The sequence below is a fragment of the Aeromonas sp. FL131 genome, from assembly GCF_049860615.1.
GTDB classification, from domain to species: domain Bacteria; phylum Pseudomonadota; class Gammaproteobacteria; order Enterobacterales; family Aeromonadaceae; genus Aeromonas; species Aeromonas hydrophila.
Genome location: NZ_CP187595.1, coordinates 2480801 through 2504323 on the forward strand (window position 1 = coordinate 2480801; position 23523 = coordinate 2504323).

Annotated in this window: 22 protein-coding genes; 12 read left to right on the plus strand and 10 right to left on the minus strand. The window is 62.7% G+C overall.

Going from position 1 to position 23523, the window contains the following annotated elements:
* Positions 1 to 56: 56 nt before the first annotated feature.
* From carB to dapB, 3 genes are all read right to left on the minus strand, one after another.
* Entirely contained in the window at positions 57 to 3293 is a 3237-nt protein-coding gene (carB, locus tag ACPW75_RS11430; protein ID WP_118880907.1) for a carbamoyl-phosphate synthase large subunit, read from the minus strand.
* Between the two features lie 16 nt (positions 3294 to 3309).
* The gene (gene carA, locus ACPW75_RS11435) at positions 3310 to 4446 is read right to left on the minus strand and encodes a glutamine-hydrolyzing carbamoyl-phosphate synthase small subunit (protein WP_118880906.1); all 1137 of its coding nucleotides are present in this window, start codon (positions 4444 to 4446) and stop codon (positions 3310 to 3312) included.
* Positions 4447 to 5134: 688 nt separating this feature from the next.
* Positions 5135 to 5947, minus strand: a complete 813-nt coding sequence (gene dapB, locus ACPW75_RS11440) for a 4-hydroxy-tetrahydrodipicolinate reductase (protein ID WP_011706537.1) — start codon at positions 5945 to 5947, stop codon at positions 5135 to 5137.
* Positions 5948 to 6257: 310 nt separating this feature from the next.
* Here dapB and ACPW75_RS11445 point away from each other — a divergent pair, with 310 nt between their 5' ends.
* From ACPW75_RS11445 to serA, 4 genes are all read left to right on the plus strand, one after another.
* Positions 6258 to 7592, plus strand: coding sequence for a Na+/H+ antiporter NhaC family protein (locus ACPW75_RS11445; protein ID WP_102988448.1), 1335 nt, complete (start codon positions 6258 to 6260; stop codon positions 7590 to 7592).
* A 131-nt stretch (positions 7593 to 7723) separates the two neighbouring features.
* Positions 7724 to 8323 carry a 5-formyltetrahydrofolate cyclo-ligase gene (locus ACPW75_RS11450; protein WP_118880905.1) on the plus strand — a complete coding sequence of 200 codons (600 nt, stop codon included), beginning with the start codon at positions 7724 to 7726 and terminating at the stop codon, positions 8321 to 8323.
* 185 nt (positions 8324 to 8508) lie between these two features.
* Positions 8509 to 9162, plus strand: a complete 654-nt coding sequence (rpiA, locus tag ACPW75_RS11455) for a ribose-5-phosphate isomerase RpiA (RefSeq protein ID WP_118880904.1) — start codon at positions 8509 to 8511, stop codon at positions 9160 to 9162.
* Between the two features lie 209 nt (positions 9163 to 9371).
* Entirely contained in the window at positions 9372 to 10604 is a 1233-nt protein-coding gene (gene serA, locus ACPW75_RS11460; RefSeq protein WP_024946386.1) for a phosphoglycerate dehydrogenase, read from the plus strand.
* Between the two features lie 190 nt (positions 10605 to 10794).
* Here serA and ACPW75_RS11465 read toward each other — a convergent pair whose 3' ends face one another.
* A complete protein-coding gene (locus ACPW75_RS11465; protein ID WP_011706544.1) occupies positions 10795 to 11175 on the minus strand; it encodes a diacylglycerol kinase in 381 nt (126 codons plus the stop codon).
* Between the two features lie 155 nt (positions 11176 to 11330).
* Here ACPW75_RS11465 and ACPW75_RS11470 point away from each other — a divergent pair, with 155 nt between their 5' ends.
* Both ACPW75_RS11470 and aac(6') read left to right on the plus strand, forming a co-directional pair.
* Positions 11331 to 12395 (plus strand): 3-deoxy-7-phosphoheptulonate synthase, encoded by a 1065-nt coding sequence (locus ACPW75_RS11470; protein ID WP_011706545.1) that lies wholly within the window; start codon positions 11331 to 11333, stop codon positions 12393 to 12395.
* 6 nt (positions 12396 to 12401) lie between these two features.
* A complete protein-coding gene (gene aac(6'), locus ACPW75_RS11475) occupies positions 12402 to 12860 on the plus strand; it encodes an aminoglycoside 6'-N-acetyltransferase (protein WP_118880903.1) in 459 nt (152 codons plus the stop codon).
* A gap of 21 nt (positions 12861 to 12881) precedes the next feature.
* Here aac(6') and ACPW75_RS11480 read toward each other — a convergent pair whose 3' ends face one another.
* The 3 genes from ACPW75_RS11480 to ACPW75_RS11490 all read right to left on the minus strand — a co-directional run bounded on the left by ACPW75_RS11480 (position 12882) and on the right by ACPW75_RS11490 (position 15493).
* On the minus strand, positions 12882 to 13667 hold the full coding sequence (locus ACPW75_RS11480; RefSeq protein ID WP_162901877.1) for an ATP-binding cassette domain-containing protein: 786 nt from the start codon (positions 13665 to 13667) through the stop codon (positions 12882 to 12884).
* Positions 13654 to 14661 (minus strand): vitamin B12 ABC transporter permease BtuC, encoded by a 1008-nt coding sequence (gene btuC, locus ACPW75_RS11485; RefSeq protein ID WP_118880902.1) that lies wholly within the window; start codon positions 14659 to 14661, stop codon positions 13654 to 13656. Before btuC ends, ACPW75_RS11480 begins: the two co-directional genes overlap by 14 nt.
* A 100-nt stretch (positions 14662 to 14761) precedes the next feature.
* Entirely contained in the window at positions 14762 to 15493 is a 732-nt protein-coding gene (locus ACPW75_RS11490; protein ID WP_118880901.1) for a substrate-binding periplasmic protein, read from the minus strand.
* 113 nt (positions 15494 to 15606) lie between these two features.
* Here ACPW75_RS11490 and ACPW75_RS11495 point away from each other — a divergent pair, with 113 nt between their 5' ends.
* From ACPW75_RS11495 to ACPW75_RS11510, 4 genes are all read left to right on the plus strand, one after another.
* Entirely contained in the window at positions 15607 to 15963 is a 357-nt protein-coding gene (locus ACPW75_RS11495; RefSeq protein ID WP_005302630.1) for a DMT family protein, read from the plus strand.
* A gap of 60 nt (positions 15964 to 16023) precedes the next feature.
* Positions 16024 to 17163 (plus strand): type IVa pilus ATPase TapW, encoded by a 1140-nt coding sequence (gene tapW / locus ACPW75_RS11500; protein ID WP_011706550.1) that lies wholly within the window; start codon positions 16024 to 16026, stop codon positions 17161 to 17163.
* A 283-nt stretch (positions 17164 to 17446) separates the two neighbouring features.
* The gene (glgC, locus tag ACPW75_RS11505) at positions 17447 to 18718 is read left to right on the plus strand and encodes a glucose-1-phosphate adenylyltransferase (protein WP_011706551.1); all 1272 of its coding nucleotides are present in this window, start codon (positions 17447 to 17449) and stop codon (positions 18716 to 18718) included.
* 135 nt (positions 18719 to 18853) lie between these two features.
* Positions 18854 to 19333, plus strand: coding sequence for a WbuC family cupin fold metalloprotein (locus tag ACPW75_RS11510; protein WP_264098732.1), 480 nt, complete (start codon positions 18854 to 18856; stop codon positions 19331 to 19333).
* A gap of 124 nt (positions 19334 to 19457) precedes the next feature.
* On the opposite strand, the gene ACPW75_RS11515 is transcribed toward ACPW75_RS11510, so the two are convergent.
* From ACPW75_RS11515 to ACPW75_RS11525, 3 genes are read right to left on the minus strand one after another with little or no spacing between them, the layout of a single operon-like run.
* A complete protein-coding gene (locus ACPW75_RS11515) occupies positions 19458 to 19700 on the minus strand; it encodes a FeoC-like transcriptional regulator (RefSeq protein WP_011706553.1) in 243 nt (80 codons plus the stop codon).
* Positions 19697 to 21970, minus strand: a complete 2274-nt coding sequence (feoB, locus tag ACPW75_RS11520) for a Fe(2+) transporter permease subunit FeoB (RefSeq protein ID WP_118880899.1) — start codon at positions 21968 to 21970, stop codon at positions 19697 to 19699. The genes ACPW75_RS11515 and feoB overlap by 4 nt, the downstream gene beginning before the upstream one ends.
* A complete protein-coding gene (locus ACPW75_RS11525) occupies positions 21967 to 22194 on the minus strand; it encodes a FeoA family protein (RefSeq protein ID WP_005302641.1) in 228 nt (75 codons plus the stop codon). Before ACPW75_RS11525 ends, feoB begins: the two co-directional genes overlap by 4 nt.
* A 119-nt stretch (positions 22195 to 22313) precedes the next feature.
* Here ACPW75_RS11525 and ACPW75_RS11530 point away from each other — a divergent pair, with 119 nt between their 5' ends.
* Together ACPW75_RS11530 and ACPW75_RS11535 are read left to right on the plus strand one after the other, a co-directional pair.
* Positions 22314 to 22643 (plus strand): translation initiation factor, encoded by a 330-nt coding sequence (locus ACPW75_RS11530; protein ID WP_043123987.1) that lies wholly within the window; start codon positions 22314 to 22316, stop codon positions 22641 to 22643.
* A 256-nt stretch (positions 22644 to 22899) separates the two neighbouring features.
* Entirely contained in the window at positions 22900 to 23457 is a 558-nt protein-coding gene (locus ACPW75_RS11535) for a TMEM165/GDT1 family protein (RefSeq protein ID WP_010633534.1), read from the plus strand.
* The last annotated feature ends 66 nt before the right edge of the window (positions 23458 to 23523 follow it).

Below are 23523 nucleotides of genomic sequence, written 5' to 3' on the forward strand. Positions count from 1 at the left end.
CGCTGGCGGGGTTTTATCGGGTCACGAAGGAGGCGTTCCTCCTTCATCACGTTGTCTTAGCGGCTTTTCAGCTGGCTTTCGACCTTCTGGTGCAGCTCCTGCACCGAGTTGACGTTGGCGGTGGCATCCACGCTGATGGCCATGCAGGTGGCAAAGGCGGCGTGCAGCGTGGTGGTGTAGGCCACCTTGTGCTGCAGGGCGCCGCGGCGCAGCTGCTTGGAATCCTGGATGGCCTGACGACCCTCGGCGGTGTTGACGATGTAGGTGTACTCGCCATTCTTGATGCGATCCAGAATGTGCGGGCGACCCTCGTGCACCTTGTTCACCAGACGCGGGTTGATGCTCGCCTCCCCCAAGGTCACCGCGGTGCCGTGGGTGGCGTCGAGGTCATAGCCCAGCTCCAGCAGCTTGGCGGCCAGGTTCACCACCCGCTCCTTGTCGCTGTGGCGAACGGAGAGCAGGGCCCGCCCTTCGCGCGGCACCTGGTGACCGGCACCCAGCTGCGCCTTGGCATAGGCCTCGGCAAAGCTGCTGCCCACGCCCATCACTTCACCAGTGGAGCGCATCTCCGGCCCCAGCAGCGGATCCACGCCCGGGAACTTGGCGAACGGCAGTACCACTTCCTTCACCGAGTAGTAGGGCGGGATGATTTCAGTGGTAAAGCCCTGTTCCTTCAGGCTCTGACCGGCCATCACCCGGGCGGCGATCTTGGCCAGCGGGGCACCGGTGGCCTTGGAGACGAACGGCACGGTACGGGCGGCACGGGGGTTCACCTCGATGAGGTAAATTTCGTTGTCTTTCACCGCGAACTGCACGTTCATCAGACCGACCACGCCAAGCTCCAGCGCCAGCTTGCGCACCTGCTCGCGCATCTCGTCCTGAATGGCCTTGGACAAGGTGTAGGGCGGCAGGGAACAGGCGGAGTCACCGGAGTGGATGCCGGCCTGTTCGATGTGCTCCATGATGCCGCCGATGACCACATCGGTGCCGTCGCAGATGGCGTCCACGTCCACCTCGGTGGCGTCGTCCAGGAAGCGGTCCAGCAGCACCGGCGACTCGTTGGAGACGCTCACCGCCTCGGCGAAGTAGCGGCGCAGGTCCTGCTCGTCATAGACGATCTCCATGGCGCGACCACCCAGCACGTAGGAGGGACGCACCACCAGCGGGTAGGTGATGCGCTCGGCGGTCAGCACCGCCTGCTCCAGCGCGGTGACGGTGCCGTTTTCCGGCTGCTTGAGGCCGAGGCGCTCGACGGCAGACTGGAAGCGCTCGCGATCTTCGGCGCGGTCGATGGCATCCGGGCTGGTGCCGATGACCGGCACGCCGTTGGCTTCCAGAGCGCGGGCCAGTTTCAGCGGGGTCTGGCCGCCGTACTGGACGATGACGCCCTTGGGCTGCTCGACGCGCACGATTTCCAGCACGTCTTCCAGGGTGACCGGTTCGAAGTAGAGACGGTCGGAGGTGTCGTAGTCGGTGGAGACGGTCTCCGGGTTGCAGTTGACCATGATCGTCTCGTAACCGTCTTCGCGCAGGGCCAGCGCCGCGTGTACGCAGCAGTAGTCAAACTCGATACCCTGACCGATACGGTTCGGGCCGCCACCGATGACCATGATCTTGTCACGGTTGGTGGGGTTGGCCTCGCACTCCTCGTCATAGCTGGAGTACATGTAGGCGGTGTTGGTGGCAAACTCGGCGGCGCAGGTATCGACCCGCTTGTAGACCGGGAAGATGTTGTGGCGGGCACGCAGCTTGCGCACTTCCCCTTCGGCCACGCCGAGGATCTTGGCCAGACGGGCGTCGGCAAAGCCCTTGCGCTTGAGGGCGCGCAGGAAGTCGGCATCGAGGCCGGCCATGCCGCGCTCTTTCACCTGCTCTTCGAGTTTGACCAGCTCTTCAATCTGCACCAGGAACCAGGGGTCAATCTTGGTCAGCTTGAACACGCCGTCCATGGAGAGGCCGGCACGGAAGGCGTCGGCGATGTAGAAGATACGCTCGGCGCCGGCATCCTGCAGCTCGTGACGGATGCGGGTCAGGGAGTCCGGGGCGTTCAGATCCACCATGGGGTCGAAGCCGATCTTGCCGGTCTCGAGGCCGCGCAGCGCCTTGTGCAGGGACTCCTGGAAGTTGCGGCCGATGGCCATCACTTCCCCGACGGACTTCATCTGGGTGGTCAAACGGTCGTTGGCGCCGGCGAACTTCTCGAAGTTGAAGCGCGGTACCTTGGTGACCACGTAGTCGATGGCCGGCTCGAAGGAGGCCGGGGTGCGACCGCCGGTGATGTCGTTCATCAGCTCGTCCAGGGTGTAACCGATGGCAAGCTTGGCGGCGATCTTGGCGATGGGGAAGCCGGTCGCCTTGGAGGCCAGCGCAGAGGAGCGCGACACCCGCGGGTTCATCTCGATGATGACCATGCGGCCATCTTTCGGGTTGATGCCGAACTGGACGTTGGAGCCACCGGTCTCGACGCCGATCTCGCGCAGCACCGCCATGGAGGCGTTGCGCATCAGCTGGTACTCCTTGTCGGTCAGCGTCTGGGCTGGCGCGACCGTGATGGAGTCACCGGTGTGAATGCCCATGGGGTCGAAGTTCTCGATGGCGCAGACGATGATGCAGTTGTCGTTGCGATCCCGTACCACCTCCATCTCATACTCTTTCCAGCCGATCAGCGACTCGTCGATGAGCAGCTCCTTGGTCGGCGACAGGTCCAGACCGCGCTCGCAGATCTCGACGAACTCTTCCGGGTTGTAGGCGATGCCGCCGCCGGAGCCGCCCATGGTAAAGGAGGGACGGATGATGCAGGGGAAACCCACCATCTGTTGCACGCCCCAGGCCTCTTCCATGTTGTGGGCGATGCCGGCGCGCGGGCACTCCAGGCCAATGCTGCGCATCGCCTTGTCAAAGCGGGAGCGGTCTTCTGCCTTGTCGATGGCATCGGCAGTGGCGCCGATCATCTCCACGCCGAACTCGGCCAGCACGCCGTGTTTTTCCAGATCCAGCGCGCAGTTGAGCGCAGTCTGGCCACCCATGGTGGGCAGGATGGCGTCCGGGCGCTCTTTCTTGATGATCTCGCGCACCACTTCCCAGGTGATGGGCTCGATGTAGGTGGCGTCGGCCATCTCCGGGTCGGTCATGATGGTGGCCGGGTTGGAGTTGACCAGAATGACGCGGTAGCCCTCCTCGCGCAGTGCTTTGCACGCCTGGGCACCGGAGTAGTCAAATTCGCAGGCCTGGCCGATGACGATGGGGCCGGCGCCGAGGATCAGGATGCTCTGTAGGTCGTTACGTTTTGGCATGGCTTCTCTTTTCCTCTTAAGCGCGATACTGCTTGATCAATTCAATAAAGTGGTCGAACAGACCGGCACAATCGTGCGGGCCCGGGCTCGCTTCGGGGTGACCCTGGAAGCTGAAGGCCGGCCGGTCGGTGCGATGGATGCCCTGCAGTGACCCGTCGAACAGGGAGACGTGGGTCGCGCGCAGGCAAGCCGGCAGGGTCTGCTCGTCCACTGCAAAACCGTGGTTCTGGGCGGTGATCATGACGGTGTTGTCGTCCAGGCTCTTCACCGGGTGGTTGGCACCGTGGTGGCCGAACTTCATCTTGATGGTCTTGGCGCCGGAGGCCAGACCCAGCAGCTGGTGGCCGAGGCAGATGCCGAACACCGGGATATTGGTCTTGAGGAAGGCCTCGATGGCCTCGATGGCGTAGTCGCACGGCTCGGGGTCACCGGGGCCATTGGAGAGGAAGATGCCATCCGGGTTCAGCGCCAGTACCTCGGCAGCCGGGGTCTTGGCCGGCACCACGGTCAGGCGGCAGCCGCGGTCCACCAGCATGCGCAGGATGTTGCGCTTGACGCCAAAGTCATAGGCCACCACGTGGTATTTGAGCAGGTCGGCAGCCGGGGTGACGTGCCCCTTGCCAAGCTGCCAGCTGCCTTCGGTCCAGTTGTACGCCTCGCCAACCGTGACCTCTTTGGCCAAGTCCATCCCCTTCAGGCCGGGGAAGGCGCGGGCCTGTTCGAGGGCATAGGCTTCATCTATCTGTTTACCCGCCAGGATGCAGCCGGCCTGGGCGCCTTTCTCGCGCAGGATGCGGGTCAGTTTGCGGGTGTCGATGTCGGCGATGCCAACGATGTTGTGAGACTTGAGGTATTCGGAGAGGGATTGCTGATTGCGGAAATTGGAGGCAAGTATCGGAAGGTCCCGGATGATCAATCCCTGCGCGTGGATTTGACTGGACTCTTCATCTTCGCTGTTGGTGCCGGTGTTGCCTATATGGGGGTAAGTGAGGGTGACTATCTGACGGGAATAAGAGGGATCGGTGAGGATTTCCTGATAGCCCGTCATCGACGTATTGAAAACCACTTCACCAACGGAACATCCCTCGGCGCCTATCGACACGCCTTTGAACACAGTTCCATCTTCCAGCACTAGCAATGCAGTGTGATTCAAGACAACCTCCAGTTATTTAGCTTTAAATTCAGCAATTTACCTGGGTGTTGCGGGCTCGGTTCCGGCCTTGGGCAGGACTCGAACCCGGCAGATTTCTGGCAAATTGGGCGCATTCTACTTAAAAACGATCGCATTTCAACGTCTTTTCTCATCTGAAATGCATCTAAATTCAATAAACAAGCAACATTACCCATTATCTATGCACTCAATCGCTTTGCAACCCCCACCCTGAAAAGAAAAGGTAAATGTTGCTATCAATCCAGACCAAGAGACCAGCATTGATACAAAAACCAATTTTTAATCCTTAAAAAACAATGCAGTGAAGTTTCATATAAAAAATCTCAATGCCTGCAAACAGCTTTTTTAGGGAGGATGAGTGGCCCCTAAAAATGGAAAACGTTTTTATTTGTTTGAATTTTTAGTCTGTTTTGATGGATGTAAAAAAATGCCCTGACAGGGGCTATTGAGGCCCAATTTCGTTACCAGCCGATGACATTTGTGCAATGGCAGATCCGGCGCAGCAGCAGAGAGGAAGGATTTATGCCACTTCGCATGAAAATCGCTGCGTAAGCGGCGTTTATACAAAATCACCAATAAAAAACCCCGCATGAGCGGGGTTTTTAACAGACGAACGGGCCGGGCAGCCTCTTCGTGCGCACCACGGGTGCCTGGATGTCAGTGGATGTGGTTACTTGAGGCCGAGCACGTCCTGCATGTCATAGAGGCCGGCGCCCTGCCCCTTGAGCCACTTGCCGGCGCGCACCGCACCGTTGGCGAAGGTGAGGCGGCTGGAGGCCTTGTGGCTGATCTCCACCCGCTCGCCGATGTCGGCGAACATGACGGTGTGCTCCCCCACCAGATCGCCGGCGCGAATGGTGGCAAAGCCGATGGTGTTGCGATCCCGCTCGCCGGTGATCCCCTCGCGGCCGTAGACGGCGCACTCTTTCAAATCACGTCCGAGCGTCTTGGCCACCACCTCGCCCATGGAGAGCGCGGTGCCGGACGGTGCATCCACCTTGTGTCTGTGGTGCCCCTCGATGATCTCGATGTCGGTGTAATCCCCCATCACCTTGGCGGCCTGCTCCAGCAGCTTGAACACCAGGTTGACGCCGACCGAGTAGTTGGAGGCGAAGACGATGCCGATCTCGCCGGCGGCCGCCTTGAGCGCCGCCTTGCCCGCGTCGTCAAAGCCGGTGGTACCGATCACCATCTGCTTGTGGTGGGCCCGGGCGAAGGCCAAGTTGGCCAGGGTCACCTCGGGGCGGGTGAAGTCGATGATGAGATCAAACTCGTCCCGTACCTTGTCCAGACTGTCGCTGATGATGACGCCGAGCCGACCCAGCCCGTTGAGTTCGCCGGCATCCAGCCCGATCACGGCGGAGCCCGGTCGCTCCAGCGCCGCCCCGACCACCACGCCCTCGGCATGGCTGATCGCCTCCAGCAGCACCTTGCCCATACGACCATTACAGCCCATCACGGCCACACGGATCGGATTGTCCATCTCCACCCTCTCATCTCTATTAAGGAAAGAGACCGTTTTACCAGCCTGCGCCCGCTTTGAAAAGCCCGCCGTGGCCGCCGTTAGCCACCCGAAAATTCAACGACATATCTCTTTAAATCCGAATATTTGACGGATTTAATCAATTCAACAAAATCACCAGACAAAAAGCAGTATCCATCTGGACGGCTATCTTGACCCGGCGGGCACGACTCACTACTGTAGACGCCCCATAGCGGCAGGATGCCCGCCACGCTCACCCCACTGCGGGCTGGCTGAGACAGGGAGGTCATGTTCAACCATCGAGGAACACATGATCCAGACTCAACCCAGCGCCAGAGCCCTGCTGCCTCTGCTGGTCTTTCTTGCTCTCTTTATCGGTACCGGCACCTGGCTGACCCTGCAAGGGGTCGAGTTTGCCTTCTATCAGCTGCCCGCCCCCGTCGCCGCCCTCCCCGCCGTCATGCTGGCGCTGGTGCTGGGCAAGGAGGGGTTCAACAAGAACCTCGAGACCTTCTTCAAGGGGGTCGGTGACAGCAACATCATGGCGATGTGCCTCATCTATCTGCTGGCGGGTGCCTTCGCCACGGTGGCCAAGGCCACCGGCGGGGTGGATGCCACGGTCGCGCTCGGCCTCTCCCTCATCCCCGGCTGGTTCCTGCTGCCGGGGCTGTTCCTCATCTCCGCCTTCATCGCCACCGCCATGGGCACCTCCATGGGGACCATTGGCGCCGTGGCACCGGTGGCGCTCGGCGTGGCCCAGGCTGCCGGCATCGATCCGGTGCTGATGGCCGGCACCATCCTCTCCGGCGCCATGTTTGGTGACAACCTCTCCATCATCTCCGACACCACCATTGCGGCCACCCGCAGCCAGGGCTGCGAGATGAAGGACAAGTTTCGCGAGAACTTCAAGATTGCCGCCCCGGCCGCCATCGGGGTGATCCTGCTCTATCTGACCCTGGGGTCGGTCGGGGATGCCCCTGCCACCGAGGCCCATGTCGAGCTGTTCAAGGTGATGCCCTATCTGCTGATCCTGGTGCTGGCCCTCTCCGGCATGAACGTCTTCATGGTGCTGGGGCTCGGCATTCTGGCGGCCGGCGGAGTCGGCCTGCTGGGGGATTACCCCCTCGGTCAGTTCAGCAAGGACATTTATCAGGGCTTCACCGGTATGCAGGAGATCTTCCTGCTCTCCATGCTGATCGGTGGCCTCGGCGCCCTGATGGAGCGCCAGGGGGGACTGGCATGGATAAGCGCCCGCATCAGCGCCCTCATCGCCCGTTTCACCCGTCAGCATGACGGCGAGCAGAACGAGAAGGCGGCCGAGCTCGGCATCGCCGGGGTGGTGAGCCTCACCAACCTCTGCACCGCCAACAACACGGTGGCCATCATAGTCGCCAGCAAGGTAGCCAAGGAGCTGGCGGATCACCACGGGGTCACCCCGCGCCGCGCCGCTTCCATGCTCGATATCTTCTCCTGCGTGGTGCAGGGGCTCATCCCCTGGGGTGCTCAGGCACTGCTGCTGGGCTCCATCTTCGCCCTCTCGCCGCTAGCGGTGGTGAGCATGAGCTTCTACCCCATGGCGCTGGCGCTGGCCGCCCTGGTGGCGGTGTTCGTCAAGCACCAGATGCGCAAAGCCGCCCACGCCTGATAGTGCGGCCGCCGGGTCCCCGAGGATCCGGCGGCCGAGCCGCGCTGTTCAACCCGGCGCGGCCTTGTTAAGGTGATCGCCTGTCAGCGCAATCCGCTCGTCGCCCCCGCCCGTTCATCAGAGGAGCCCCCATGCCGGATACCCAGCCTGAAAGACAATCCCTGCGCCAGCTCATCCGCCAGCGCAGAAAGAACCTGACCCAGGCCGAGCAGCAGCAGGCGGCCCAGCAGCTGGTTGCCCAGTTCAAGCAGCATCCCGAGATCCTGGCGGCCAAACGCATCGCCCTCTATCTGGCCAACGACGGCGAGCTCAACCCCCTGCCCGCCATCCACTGGCTGTGGGCCCAGCAAAAAGAGGTCTACCTGCCGGTGCTGCACCCCTTCACCCCGGGCCACCTGCTCTTCTTGCGCTACACCGCTACCAGCCCCATGACCCGCAACCGTTACGGCATCGCCGAACCTGAGCTCGACATGCAGCAGGTGGTGCCCCACAGCACCCTCGATCTGATTTGCACGCCGCTGGTGGCATTCGATGCGGCAGGCAACCGGCTCGGCATGGGCGGTGGCTACTACGATCGCACCCTCGCCTGCTGGCATGAACACAGGCTCGGCCCCAAGCCGCTGGGGCTCGCCCACGACTGCCAGCAGGTGGACGCGGTGCCGCAGGAGGAGTGGGACGTACCGCTGCCCCAGATCATCACCCCCAGCCGCTGCTGGCACTTTCCCAGCTAAGACTATTTGCCCCCTCTGCCGCGATCGTCACGCCCTGCTGCCACAGCCATGGTGCAATGACATGGCGCAATAAACAGGCAAACGATTTACATCTTGCAGGTTTTTGGCCCGGAACGTGAGCTGAGTGGTCGCTCTGGGGGGGCGGCTTGGATATAATACGGCCGCTTTTTTCCAAAGGATCGATCATGACTCAAGATGAAATGAAGAAGGCGGCCGGTTGGGCTGCGCTCAAGTATGTGGTTCCCGGCACCATCGTCGGGGTAGGCACCGGCTCTACCGTCAACCACTTCATCGATGCACTGGCGACCATGAAGGACGAGATCAAGGGGGCGGTATCCAGCTCCGTGGCCTCCACCGAACGCCTCAAGGGCTTCGGCATCACAGTGTATGACCTCAACGAGATCGACGCCCTCTCCGTCTACGTGGACGGTGCCGACGAGATCAACGGCACCCGCGACATGATCAAGGGCGGCGGCGCAGCCCTCACCCGCGAGAAGATCGTCGCCGCCGTGGCCGACAAGTTCATCTGCATCATCGACAACACCAAGACGGTCAACGTGCTCGGCACCTTCCCGCTGCCGGTGGAAGTGATCCCCATGGCCCGCGAATACGTGGCCCGCGAGATCAGAAAGCTCGGCGGCAACCCGGTCTGGCGTGAAGGAGTGGTCACCGACAACGGCAACCACATCTTGGACGTGAAAGACATGGCCATCACCGATGCCAAGGGGCTGGAAGTGCAGCTCAATGCCATTGTCGGCACCGTCACCAACGGCCTGTTCGCCCACCGTGGTGCAGATGTGGTGGTGATCGGCACCCCGGACGGCGTAGTGATCCAGTAATCCCCCTCCGCAATGCAAGACGGCGCCCCATGGCGCCGTTTTTATTGGTTGCTCAATGAGTTGCAAACCCTCGTTTACAACTATCGTTGAAAACTTCAAAGAATTTGACTTTCGTCACAAATATTCCCTCTCCCAAACGTTTTTGCTACTTTACGGTTTTCTTCACACACCATATCTGCACTCACTTTTGCAAACATAGAGGGATCGTCATGACTGCCAAGTTTTCACTGGACAAGGATAAAATCAAGGTACTGCTGCTGGAGGGGGTTCACCCCAACACAGTGGAAACCTTTCGTGCCGCAGGTTACACCAGTGTGGAGTATCTGAAGACCTCTCTCTCCGAAGAAGATCTGATCGAGCGCATTCGTGACGTGCATTTCGTGGGGCTGCGCTCGCGCACCCAGATCACCGAGAAGGTGCTGGATGCCGCCAACAAGCTGGTGGCCATCGGCTGCTTCTGCATCGGCACCAACCAGGTCGAGCTCGACGCCGCCCATCTGCGCGGCATCCCGGTGTTCAACGCCCCCTTCTCCAACACCCGCTCGGTGGCCGAACTGGTGCTGGGCGAGATCCTGCTGCTGCTGCGCGGCATCCCGGAGAAGAACGCCAAGTGCCATCGCGGTGTGTGGGAAAAGCTGGCCAACCGTTCGGTGGAAGCCCGTGGCAAGAAGCTCGGCATCATCGGCTACGGCCACATCGGCACCCAGCTCGGCATCATTGCCGAGAGCATCGGCATGAAGGTCTACTACTACGACATCGAGAACAAGCTCTCCCTAGGCAACGCCATCCAGGTACCGAGCATGGTCGAGCTGCTCAACATGTCCGACGTCATCAGCCTGCACGTGCCGGAGACCGCCTCCACCAAGGATCTGATCGGTGCCGAGCAGCTGCGCATGATGAAACCGGGCGCCATCTTCATCAACGCCTCCCGCGGTACCGTGGTGGATATCGATGCCCTGGCCGACGTCATCAAGAGCGGTCACATCTCCGGCGCCGCCATCGACGTCTTCCCCAGCGAACCCAAGTCCAATGACGAGGAGTTCCTCACCCCGCTGCGCGGGCTGGACAACGTCATCCTGACCCCCCACATCGGCGGCTCCACCCAGGAAGCCCAGGAGAACATCGGGCTGGAAGTGGCCAACAAGCTGGTCAAATACTCGGACAACGGCTCCACCCTCTCCGCCGTCAACTTCCCCGAGGTCTCCCTGCCCGGCCACAAGGGCTCCAGCCGCCTGCTGCACATTCACCGCAACCAGCCCGGCGTGATGAACCAGATCAACCAGATCTTCGCCGACGAGGGGATCAACATCGCCGGTCAATACCTGCAGACCAGCAGCCACATCGGCTACGTGGTGATCGACGTGGAGACCGAGCACAGCGAGAAGGCACTGGCCAAGCTCAAGGAGATCGGCGGCACCATCCGTGCCCGGATCCTGCACTGATTGGCCTGCAGAGCCGTCCAGCAAAAAGCCCGTCGTGATGACGGGCTTTTTTATGCTGCAGCGCCTGAATCCTGTTCGCCCCCTGCTCCCCTCGCGGGAGAAGGGGTTGGGATGAGGGGAGAAGAGACCTCCCTCACCCAGTCATCTCCCAAAGGAAAGAGCAATGACGCGAGAGAAAATGCGGCCTGACTTACCACCAACCCAGCAGGTTGCGGCCTACCAACGCGCCCCACACCAGGGCGTTCAGGGCCAGCGCGATAAAGACGGCGGCGGAGCCCAGATCCTTGGCGCGACCGGAGAGCTCGTGATGTTCGGAGCCGATGCGATCCACCACCGCCTCGACCGCGGAGTTGAGCACCTCGACGATCACCACCAGCCAGCTGATGCAGACCAGCAGCAGGATTTGCTCGAGGGTATCGCCGATCCAGAACGCCAGCGGCATCAACAGCAGGATCAGCATCAGCTCCTGCCGGAAGGCCGCCTCGTTGATCCAGGCTGACTTGAGCCCCTTCATGCTGTAACCGGTTGCATTGATGATGCGGGTGACCCCGGTTGCCCCTGGCTTTGCCACGCTATCTACCTCATTTGGAATCGTTTTGGGGCTCACATCCTATCAGAGCCCCTCGAGGTTTCCATCAGGGGTTTTTTGCTTTATTTTATCCCTTTGCCTCTTCGGCACTCAGTCATTGCTACTGCCCACGCCACCCATTTCGAGAATCGAGTCGTATGTCCATTCACACCGATGAATTGCGCACCCGTCGCCTGGAGTCCCTGATCACTCCCAGCGAACTGGCGCACGCCTTCCCGTTAAGCGACACCGTTGCCCAGAATCTGCTGGATGCCCGCCGCGAAGTGGAAGCGATCCTGGCCGGTGAGGATCAGCGCCTGCTGGTCATCGTCGGTCCCTGCTCCATTCACGATCCGGCCGCCGCCCACGAGTATGCCCTGCGCCTCAATGCCCTGCGCGAGCAGTACAAAGAGAGCCTGTGCATCGTGATGCGCACCTACTTCGAGAAGCCCCGCACCATCGTCGGCTGGAAAGGCCTCATCAATGATCCGCGCCTCGATGGCAGCTTCGACGTCAACGAAGGGCTGAAACTGGCCCGCAAGCTACTGGTGGACATCAACGCCCTCGGCATGCCCACCGCCACCGAGTTCCTCGACATGGTGACCGGCCAGTACATCAGCGACCTCATCACCTGGGGTGCCATCGGCGCACGCACCACCGAATCCCAGGTGCACCGCGAAATGGCCTCCGCCCTCTCCTGCCCGGTCGGCTTCAAGAACGGCACCGACGGCAACACCCGCATCGCCATCGACGCGGTGCGGGCCGCCCGTCACAGCCACATCTTCTATTCCCCGGACAAGGACGGCAAGATGACCATCTACCGCACCGCCGGCAACCCCTATGGCCACGTGATCCTGCGCGGCGGCCACCGCCCCAACTACGACACCGCCAGCATCGATGAAGCCTGCGAAGCGCTGGCCGACGTCGGCCTGCCCGAGCGGCTGGTGGTGGATTTCAGCCACGGCAACAGCATGAAGGATCACCGTCGCCAGCTGCTGGTGGCGCAGGACATCTGCGATCAGCTGCGCCGCGGCCGCACCGGCATCGCCGGCATCATGGCCGAGAGCTTCCTGGTGGAAGGGCGGCAGGATGTGGAGAACGGCTGCGCCGTCACCTTCGGCCAGAGCATCACCGATGCCTGCCTCTCCTGGAGCGACACCGAAACCCTGCTGGCCATGCTGGCCGAGGCCGCCCAGGTGCGCCTTGCCAAGCAGCAGGGCTGAGTGCGGATGACGAACGCCGACTGGCGGATAGTGCCCCTCGACGAGACGCGGCTGGCGCAGTGGGCAACCCTGCGCCAGCAGTTGTGGCCGCACCACGAAATGGCGGCCCATCTGCAGGAAGGGGCCGAGCTGCTGGCCGCAGCCCATCTCAACGCCTTTCTGGTGCTGGATGCGCAGAACCAGGCGGTGGCCTTTGCCGATGCCGCCCTGCGCCGCGATTACGTGAACGGCTGCGAGAGCAGCCCGGTGGTCTATCTGGAAGGGGTCTATGTGCAGCCGGCTTCGCGCCGGCGCGGGTTGGCTCAGGCCTTGATTGCCCGGGTGGCCCAGTGGGGCCGCGAGCTCGGCTGTCGTGAGCTGGCCTCCGATGCCGCCATCGACAATCTTGCCTCCCAGCAGCTGCACCAGCGGCTCGGCTTTGCCGAAACGGAGCGGGTCGTCTTCTTCAAAAAGGCCCTCGGCTGACGCCAAGGCCTTGCTTGTCTCTCACAGGCTCGGCATAAACCAGACCCGGCCGCCCGCCTCGATGCGATCGGTCTTTATCTGAAACACCTGCGCCAGCAACGCCTCGTCCACCAGCTCGACGCCCCCCTCCCGCACCACCCGCCCCTGTTGCAGACAGAGCAGGCGATCGGCCCAGTCGATGGCCAGGTTGATGTCGTGGATGGCGAGCACCACCAGCAACCCCTGCCCGGCCAGTTGCTTGAGCAGCCGCAGCAGCGCCAGCTGATGGTGCAGATCCAGCCCCGCCAGCGGTTCGTCCAGCAGCAATACTCGCCCGCCCGGGTTGAGGCTCGGCCACACCTGCAACAGGGTGCGGGCGATCAGCACCCGCTGCTGCTCCCCGCCAGATAGGCGGCTGAAGTCCCGCGCCAGCAAGGCTTCCAGCTCCAGCGTCAGGCACAGCGCCTGAATAGCCTCGTTCTGTCTGCTCGCAGGTTGAGCCTCATCGAGCCCCAGGCTCAGCACCTGGAACACCGGAATATGGAACAGCTGGGGCTGGCGCTGGGGCAGCATGGCGCGCCGCTGTGCCAGCGCCGGCCAGCTCAAGTCCGCCAGCGACGCCCCGCCGATGCGTACCTCCCCTTGCCCCGGCAAGAGGCCGGCCAGGGCGCCGAGCAGGGTCGACTTGCCGCTGCCGTTGGGGCCGAGCAGGGCCACCAGCTGGCCCCCCTGCCAGGCAAGGTCGAGGGGGGCGAGCCGGTTGGCGACGGCCAGGGCGCGGGCCGCCAGCAAGGGAGGCTGACCCCCGAGGTGATCAGGTGCTGGCATGGGCATCTTGCCTCAACAACAGATAGATAAAGAGCGGGGCGCCGACCGAGGCGGTGATGACCCCGATGGGCAGCTCCCCCGCCCGCAAGGCGGAGCGGGCGATGAGATCGGCCGCCAGCAGCAGGGCGCCGCCCCCCAGCGCCGAGGCGGGCAGCAGGAAGCGCTGATCGCTGCCGCCACACAGCCGCAGCAGATGGGGCACCACCAGCCCGACGAAGCCGATGACCCCGCACAGCGCCACCGCCATCCCGGTGAGCAGGCACACCGCCAGCACCAGCCGCACCCGCATCTTGTCCACATCGAGCCCCATCAGGCGGGCCTGGGTCTCTCCCAGCAGCAGTTGCTGCAGCGCCTTGCCCTGCCAGCCGAGCCAGCCGAGGGCGAGCGGGAACAGCAGCCACCACCAGGCCAGTTGCTGGCTGCCGTAGGCCAGGCTGCCCATCATCCAGAACATGAATTCACGCAGGGAGGCATCATTGGCAAAGTACATCAACCAGGTCATGGCGGCATTGGTGAGGATGCCGATGGCGACCCCGAACAGCAGCAGCCGGGCATGGCCAAGCCGGGCCCGGCGCGCCAACCGAATGAGCAGCATGGTCACCAGCAGGGCGCCGCCGAAGGCCGCCAGCGACAACCCCCAGCCCGGCAGATAGACACCAAGGGCCTTGGCCACCGCCATCGCCACCATGGCGGCCAATCCCGCCCCGCTCGAGACGCCGAGCAGGCCGGGTTCGGCCACCGGGTTGTGCAGCATCACCTGCAGCACGGCGCCGCCGCAGGCGAGCGCCGCCCCCGCCAGCAGGGCCAGCAGGGCGCGCGGCAGGCGCAGCTCCAGCAGGATGCGCTGCTCGAGATCCCCCAGCGGCTGCCAGGGCAGCAAGACGAATTCTCCCCAGGCGAGAGAGCAGAGAAACAGCGCCAGGGTCAGCAGCAGCAGGCCGAGCAACCAGCGCCGCTGCCAGCGCTGCTGGCGGGCGAGCAAAGAGAGATACACAGAGGCTCTCCGAAGGTGAGAACGAGCCAGCGCCAGAGCCTGTTAAGCAACTGGCGCGAGTCATGAAAAACGCATGATAACAGCGTGTTACTACCCGAGGTCAAGGCTGGTAAGGCTTGGCGAGGGCGGCAATTTCGCCGCTTGCCACCAGCTCCTGCAGGGCCAGTGCCAGCGGTTGCTGCAGCGCCTGATGGGGGGAGTGCTTGCTCATGCCCAGATAGAGCACCACAGGTTGCGGCGGCTGATAGGCCGCCTTGAGCAGGCTGGCCTCGTTGTCCTGGCTCAGGGCGTAGTCCACCTGGCAGTCGGTGCCGATCATCAGCGGCAGGTGGCCGCGCTGCACCATGCGCAGCAGCTGATCCTCGGTGGGCACCCCGTGCTTGTCGAGCCGGTTATCGGCATCAAAGGGGGCAAAATAGGCCGAATTGAGCACATAGCCCACCTTCTTGCCCTGCAGGTCGGCGTAGGTGCGCAGGGTCGATACCGCCGCCGCCTTGCCGTAGAAGGCCGGCCGGCACTGATAGTAGGCCGGCTGCAGATAATCGATGAAGGCCGCCCGCTCTGCCGTCATCGCCAGCCCGATCATCAGGTCCACCTGGCCGGTCTGCATCTGCTTGAGCGCCCGCCCCCAGGGCACCCGTTTCACCTCGAAGCGGATGCCGCTGCGGCGCTGCAACTGCTGCAAGATGTCCATGTCCAGTCCGCCGAAGCGGCCGTCCGGCTGCACGATCCGAAACGGCGGCCAGACATCGGTGGCCACCGTCAGGGTCGGCGCCCCATGCACCAGGCAGGCAAACAGCAGACCAAGCACACCCCAGCTTGTCTTGCCCATCCCGTACAACCCTCTGTGACTTCATCCTTGATGGATTAAAAATACCCTGCCGCCCCACTTATGAAAACCCGTGGTTCGGAGATAAAATGCGATTGATTTTAAAGGAGAACCTAATGAACCCTATCTTTACCAGCATCGGCCTGCTGCTGTGCAGCAACGTCTTCATGACCTTCGCCTGGTATGCCCACCTCAAGAGCATGAATCACAAACCCTGGATCATCGCCGCCCTGGTGAGCTGGGGCATTGCACTGTTCGAATATCTGCTGCAGGTGCCTGCCAACCGCATCGGCCACACCGTGCTCTCCGTCGGCCAGCTCAAGATCCTGCAGGAGGTGATCACCCTCACCGTGTTCGTCCCCTTCTCCATCTTCTATCTGAAAGAGGATCTGAAATGGGATTACCTGTGGGCCGGCCTGTGCATCCTGGGCGCGGTGTTTTTTGTCTTTCGCGAGAAACTCACCGGCGCCTGACGCTGTACACTCAATGACATTCGATGTAATTGCATCTGCTTGATAGACGAGGCAAAACCAATGGAATTGCGAGACATGCTACAGATCCTGGCCAAGCAGGATGGCTCCGACCTCTATCTGTCGACCGGCGCCCCCCCTTGCGCCAAGTTCAACGGTGGCCTGCGTCCGCTCAGTGAGACGCCGCTCGAACCCGGCGAGGTGGCCAGAATAGCCGACGCCATCATGGACGGCGAGCAAAAGCAGCAGTTCGAACGGGAGCTGGAGATGAACCTCGCCATCTCGCTGCCCCAGATCGGCCGCTTTCGGATCAACATCTTCAAGCAGCGCAACGAAGTGTCGCTGGTGGCGCGCAACATCAAGACCGAGATCCCCCGCTTCGAGGATCTGAAACTGCCCCCCGTGCTGCTCGACACCATCATGGAGAAGCGCGGCCTGGTGCTGTTCGTCGGCGGTACCGGCTCGGGCAAGTCCACTTCGCTCGCAGCCCTCATCGACCATCGCAACCGCAACAGCGGCGGCCACATCATCACCATCGAGGATCCGGTGGAGTTCGTGCACCGTCACCGCAAGAGCATCATCAACCAGCGCGAGGTGGGGGTGGACACCCGCAGCTTCCACGCCGCCCTCAAGAACACCCTGCGCCAGGCGCCGGACGTGATCCTCATCGGTGAAATTCGCGACCGCGAGACCATGGAGCACGCGCTGGCCTTCTCCGAGACCGGCCACCTGGCCATCTCCACCCTGCACGCCAACAACGCCAACCAGGCGCTGGACCGCATCATCAACTTCTTCCCGGAAGAGCGCCGACCCCAGCTGCTCAACGACCTTGGCAACAACCTCAAGGCGTTCGTCTCCCAGCGGCTGGTCAAAACCAGCGACGGTGGCCGCCGGGCGGCGGTGGAGATCATGCTGGGCACCCACACCATTCGCGACATGATCAAACGCGGCGAATTTGGCGGCCTCAAGGAGGTGATGGAAAAATCCAAGGCCCTCGGCATGGTCACCTTCGACAGCGCCCTGTTCGATCTGGTGGTCGAGGGGGTGATCGACGAGGAGGAGGCGGTGAAGAACGCCGACTCGGCCAACAACCTGCGCCTCAAGATCAAGCTGTGGAAGGAAAAGGGCCAGATCGCGAGCAGCAGCGATGCCACCGGCTGGAGCCTCGAGCCCACCAAGGACGAAAAAGACGATCTGTTCTGACCTCGCCCGCCCCCTGACAGCACCTGCAAACCCCCGCTTCGGCGGGTGTTTGCACAAGAAACGCCCACATCTGACCGCCCTTCAAGGCCACCGCCCTCCCCGCCAGCCCAGCGCCGCCGTGACATCTGGTGAACTATCGCGCCATCTGCGACAGATTTTGTCACCACAAATGACAAAACCATCACTTCACCAAAAAACCGTGTGAGAAGTGTGAGTGAAAGCACTTTCATACTGGCTTCAAAGGAGGCAGTATCAAGGGGTTCTATCAATAAAGGGGTATTCAATGTTGTTACAACCTGCCAATACAGCACAGTCCAGACAGTTGCTGAACGAGACCATGGCCTTGGTTCTCGCAGGAGGGCGGGGCAGTCGCCTCAAACAGTTGACGGACAACAGGGCGAAACCGGCAGTGCATTTCGGCGGCAAGTTCCGCATCATCGACTTCGTACTCTCCAACTGCATCAACTCCGGCATTCGCCGGGTCGGGGTGGTGACCCAATACAAATCCCACAGCCTGCTGCGCCACCTGCAGTCCGGCTGGTCCTTTCTGCGCTACCAGATGAACGAGTTCATCGACCTGCTGCCCGCCCAGCAACGGGTGGACGAGGTCAACTGGTATCGCGGCACCGCCGATGCGGTCTACCAGAATCTGGACATCATTCGCGATCACGGCCCCAAGTATGTGGTGGTGCTGGCAGGGGATCACATCTACAAGATGGATTACGCCGCCATGCTGCTCGATCACGTCAACATGGGGGCCAGGGTGACGGTAGCCTGCATCGAGGTGCCGCGGGATGAGGCGAGCGCCTTCGGGGTGATGGCGGTGGATGGGGATCGCAAGATCAATGCCTTCGTCGAGAAGCCCGCCAACCCGCCTGCCATGCCGGGCAAGCCCGACACCGCGCTGGCCTCCATGGGGGTCTACATCTTCGAGGCCGACTACCTCTACCAGTTGCTGGAAGAGGATCTCGCCAATCCGGCCTCCCACCACGATTTCGGCATGGACGTGATCCCGCGGGTGGTGCAAGAGGGCACCGCCTACGCCCACCCGTTCAGCATGTCCTGTGTCGGCTGCTGCCCGCAAAAGCGCCCCTACTGGCGCGACGTGGGCACGGTGGATTCGTTCTGGGAAGCCAACATGGATCTCGCCTCCGTCACCCCGGAGCTCGACATCTACGATCAGGACTGGCCCATCTGGACCAGCCAGAACATGACCCCGCCCGCCAAGTTCGTGCAGGACAGAAACGGCCAGCACGGCATGACCATCAACTCCATGTTTGCCGGCGGCACCATCGTCAGCGGCTCCTTCATCGTGAGCTCGGTGCTGTTTACCAATGTGCGGGTCGACTCCTTCTGCACCCTGGATCAGGCGGTGATCTTCCCCGGGGTCGAGATAGGCCCGGGCTGCCGGCTGCGCCGAGTGGTGATCGACAAGGGCTGCAAGCTGCCGGAAGGGCTGGTGGTGGGGGAAAACGCCTGCGAGGATGCCCGCCGCTTCTACCGCTCCGAGCAGGGCATAGTGCTGGTCACCAAGGAGATGCTGGCCAGATTGTGATGCCGAACAGTCATAGCAGAGGGAGTCATAGAGGCTCCCTTTTTACATTTGCTTACCGCTCGCCCCTTGCCTGACAGGTTGCCGGGCATGCTACTCTGCGCTCGGCCCTGCCTTCGTCTCACCATGGAATCGCATATGAAAAAACTGGATGTTGCCCGCCTTGCCAGCCTCGCCGACGAGGCCGCCCACTCCCCGCGCCTACGCATGAACCACAACCTGCATCAGGAGCTGGCCGACCCCATCCAGCGCCTGGCCATCGCCATGGAGCCGGGCACCTATATCCGCCCCCATCGCCACCTGCAGACCTGGGAGCTGCTCACCTCGCTGCAAGGGCGCTTCGTGGTGCTCAACTTCGATGACGAGGGCACCGTCATTGCCCGAGCCGTGCTGGGGGAAGAGACCTCGGTGCTGGAGACCCCGGTCGCCAGCTGGCATGCGGTGCTCTCTCTGGATCCCGGCGCCGTCATCTTCGAGGTGAAACACGGCCCCTACGCCCCCTTTCGGGAAGAGGACTTCGCCCCCTGGTCACCGGCGGTGGACGACATCGCCGGCCAGCAGGCGCTGATGGCCTGGTATCGCCACGCCGAGGTGGGCCAGCGCTGGCTGGGGCGCTGATCTGCCCCCCCCCCAACGTGAACACAGCCAACACAGCGAACACGCGCCAATAAAAAGACCCGCCAGCGGCGGGTCTTTTTATATATCTGAATGCGGGGCATCGGGCGCGAGCAAGCGCGCTGGCTCAGCCCTTCTGCACCAGACCAATCTGGCCCGGCTCGCACCACTCGAACATCACCTCCTGGCTCTTGCCGCAGCAGGATCCGCCGCACACCTGGGTCTCCCGCTTGGCGACCCGTCCCTTGCGCATCCAGACGCCGAGCATGGCCTCCACCGCATCTTCCGAAGTGTGGAAGTGGCGGGCCAGCTCGCGCCGGCTCACCTTCTGCTGCGCGGCGAGGTACTCCCCCAGCTCGCGCAGGATCACAGGGTCACCACCTTGCGGGCGACGATGTCGCCGTGGCGACGGCCGGCCCACCAGAGCAGCAGCAGGGAGCCGCCGTAGCTCGCCACCCAGAACAGGCTCTGCTCGGGGTGCGCGGCAAAGGTGGCCAGCTGATAGAAGACGGTGGCGCACATAAAGGCCATGTAGTTGCACCAGGCGGCAGTCAGCAGGGCCCACTGGCGACCGGTCTCCCGCACCAGGGCACCCATGGCGGCGGCGCAGGGCATGTAGAGCAGCACGAACAAGAGGTAGGCGAAGGCACCGGCCGCGCCGTCGAAGTGGCTCTGCATGTTGCCGTAGGTGGAGACGTCCACCTCCTGCGCCTCGGCGGCAGCTTTCTGGTCATCCAGGTTGCCCACCGCCAGCCCCATGGGGTCGGTCGGGTCGATGTCGGCCAGATTGGTGGCGACCGCGGCGATCGCCTCCTGGAAGCTGTTCACCAGAGAGAACTCGCTCGCCTCCTCTTCCCCGTCACCGCTGCCGGCGTAGAGGCTGTTCAGGGTACCGACCACCGCCTCTTTGGCGAAGATGCCGGTGACGATGCCGACCGTGGCCTGCCAGTTGTCGTCGCGCACACCGATGGGGTGCAGCACCGGGGTCACCGCCTGGCTGATTTTGCTCAGCACCGAGCTCTCCTGATCCTGATGACCGAAGCTGCCGTCGGTGCCCAAGGAGTTGAGCACGCTCAGCACGGCGACCACCAGCACGATGGTCTTACCGGCGCCAAAGACGAAGGATTTGAGCTTCTGCCAGGTCTTGATGCCGACGTTGACCGGGCGCGGCCACTCGTAGTCCGGCATCTCCATCAGCATGGAGTCGCTCTTGCCCGGCAGCAGGGTGCTGCGCAGCAACAGGCCGGTGAGCACCGCCACCAGGATGCCGATGAGGTAGAGACCGAACACCAGGTTCTGGCCCGACTCGGGGAAGAAGGCCACCGCGAACAGGGCGTAGACCGGCAGGCGGGCACCGCACGACATGAAGGGAGCCATGGCCGAGGTCATCAGCCGCTCACGCTCGGAGTTGAGGGTGCGGGTCGCCATCACCGAGGGCACGGTGCAGCCAAAGCCCATCAGCATGGGGACGAACGCCTTGCCCGGCAGGCCGAGGCGGCGCATCAGGGCATCCACCACGAAGGCGGCGCGGGCCAGGTAGCCGGAGCTCTCCAGCACCGCCAGGAACAAATAGAGGCAGCCGATCACCGGGATGAAGGTGGCGACGGTCTGCAAACCCACCCCGAAGCCGTCCGCCAGGATGGCTCCCAGCCAGTCCGGTGCATGGATCAGCCCCAGCAGGTGGTGCACCCCGTCGACAAACAGGGCGCCGCCCATGATGTCGAAGAAGTCGATGAAGGCGCTGCCCACCTTGATGGCGAACATGAACATCAGGTACATCACCAGCAGGAAGAAGGGGATGCCGAACCAGCGATTGAGCAGCACCCGATCGAGCCGCTCGCTCTGGGCCGCGGTGAGCTTGCCCTTCTGCTGGCACGCCTGGGCGGCCCACTGGTGGATGTGGCCGTAGCGAATGTCCGCCAGTTGCAGGTCGACGTCCTGCCCGTGGTGAGCGCGGGCCACCACGTTGGCGGCGGCGGCCTGCTGGCCGGGCAGCAGGGTCTCCTGCATCACCGCATCCTCTTCCAACAGGCGCAAAGCGCGGCCACGGGTGGTGAGGTGGTGCGGGGCGAGCAGGGTCTCGAGCTCCGCCAGATCTTTTTCAAGCTCATGGCCGTAGTCCAGCAACAACGCCGGCTGCGGCTGGCCGATGAACTGCTGGATCTGGTTCTTGAAGGCGGCAACCTGCTGGCGATTGTGGGCTGAGAGGGCCACCACCGGGCAGCCGAGGGTGTTGGCGAGCTTGCTCTCGTCGATGGTGATGCGCCGCTTTTGCAGGATGTCCATCTTGTTGAGCACCACCACCATGGGCAGCCCCAGCTCGCGCAGTTGCAGCGTGAGGTAGAGGGAGCGCTCCAGGTTGGCGGCATCGATGACGTTGAGCAGCAGATCCGGCTGCTGGCCCTCCACGAAGCGGCTGGCGATCTGCTCGTCCAGGCTCCCCTCCTGATTGGCCAGGCTATAGATGCCGGGCAGGTCCATCAGCTTGTAGTCGTGCCCCTGGGCGGAGAACTCGCCCATCTTCTTGTCGACCGTGACGCCGCTCCAGTTGCCCACCTGCTGGCGGGCCCCGGTCAGGGCGTTGAACAGGGAAGTCTTGCCGCTATTGGGGTTGCCGACGGTTACCAGGGAGTAGTTCATACCGGCTCGACCTCGATTTGCTGGGCCAGACTTTTTTGCATGGAGAGGCAGATCCCCTGACACTGGATCTGCAGCGGATCCCCGAGCGGGGCCGCGCGCAAATAGATGACTTCAGTCTGGGGCAACAAGCCCATCACCATCAGCTTGCGCCGCAGGGGACGGGTCAATTGATTCATGTTCTTGATGCGAGCACTCTGTCCCGGTGACAACTGCGCGAGTACCATGACTGACTCCTGAAGTTAAACAATAATAATTCTCTTTTACTTGGGGCATTATAATCCGTGTTTTCAACGCTTATTTGAGTAAAATCAAACTCCGCTTAGCTAACCCACAAATAACTGCCATGAGTCATGACAACAACAGCCGCCTGGTTTACAGCACGGACGGCGGCATCATCAAAGAACAGAGCCAGCCGCAATCCGCCTCCCCCTTCCCCACCGACGGGGTGGTGCGCATCCGCCGCGAAACCAAGGGGCGCAAGGGCGCCGGGGTCATCACCATCCACGGCGTCCCGGCCGAACAGCAAAAGAGCCTCGCCACCCTGCTCAAGAAAAAGTGCGGCACCGGCGGCGGCCTGAAAGAGGGGGTGATCGAGATCCAGGGGGACAAACGGGATCTGATCAAGGCCGAGCTCGAGAAGGCCGGTTTCAGCGTCAAGCTGGTGGGCGGCTGATCCCCGCGCTGCCCGGCTTGCGTCACTTTCGCTTTTTCCCTAGAATGCCCGCTCCCATCGAGGGGGAGTAGTCTCGCCAGCCGGCCCCAAACCGGTTCGCGACCCTGATCAACATGCTTGGTGCCAACTCACCATGGTCAGGGTGATCCACGCCAGCCGCGGATTTGACAAGACCTTTGACGGGCCAGTGCCAATACCGGGGACGGATGGCGCAGGCTTGTCTCAGGTATAACAATTCCGTCCCCCGGTCATTTTTATGGAAGCCTTGTTAACCTCAACCCTCAGCGTGGCCATCGCCGAAATCGGCGACAAGACCCAGCTGCTGGCGCTGTTGCTCATCTGTCGTTTTCGCAAGCCCTGGCCCATCATCGCCGGCATGCTGGCAGCCACCCTGCTCAACCACGCCGGCGCCGCCTGGCTTGGCGAGTTCATCAGCCGCTGGCTCGATCCCAAGGTGATGACCTATCTGGTGGCCGGTGCCTTCATCGCCATGGCCGCCTGGATCCTGGTGCCGGACAAGATGGACGACGAGGAGAGCCCGCTCGACAAATACGGCCCCTTCATGGCCACCTTCGTGCTGTTCTTCATCGCCGAGATCGGTGACAAGACCCAGATCGCCACCGTGCTGCTGGCGGCCAAGTATGACTCGCTGACCCAGGTCATCACCGGCACCACCCTCGGCATGATGCTGGCCAACGTGCCGGTGGTGCTGCTTGGCAAGCTGGGGGCCGATCGCCTGCCGCTCAAGGGGATCCGCATCGCCTGCGCCATCCTGTTCGTGGGCCTCGGGGTGAGCACCCTGCTGTTCGCCTAACCCGGTCGGATCAGAAGGTGGCGAGGCAAGGGTGAGCACTTGCCGACGCCGCTCCCGCGCCCATGT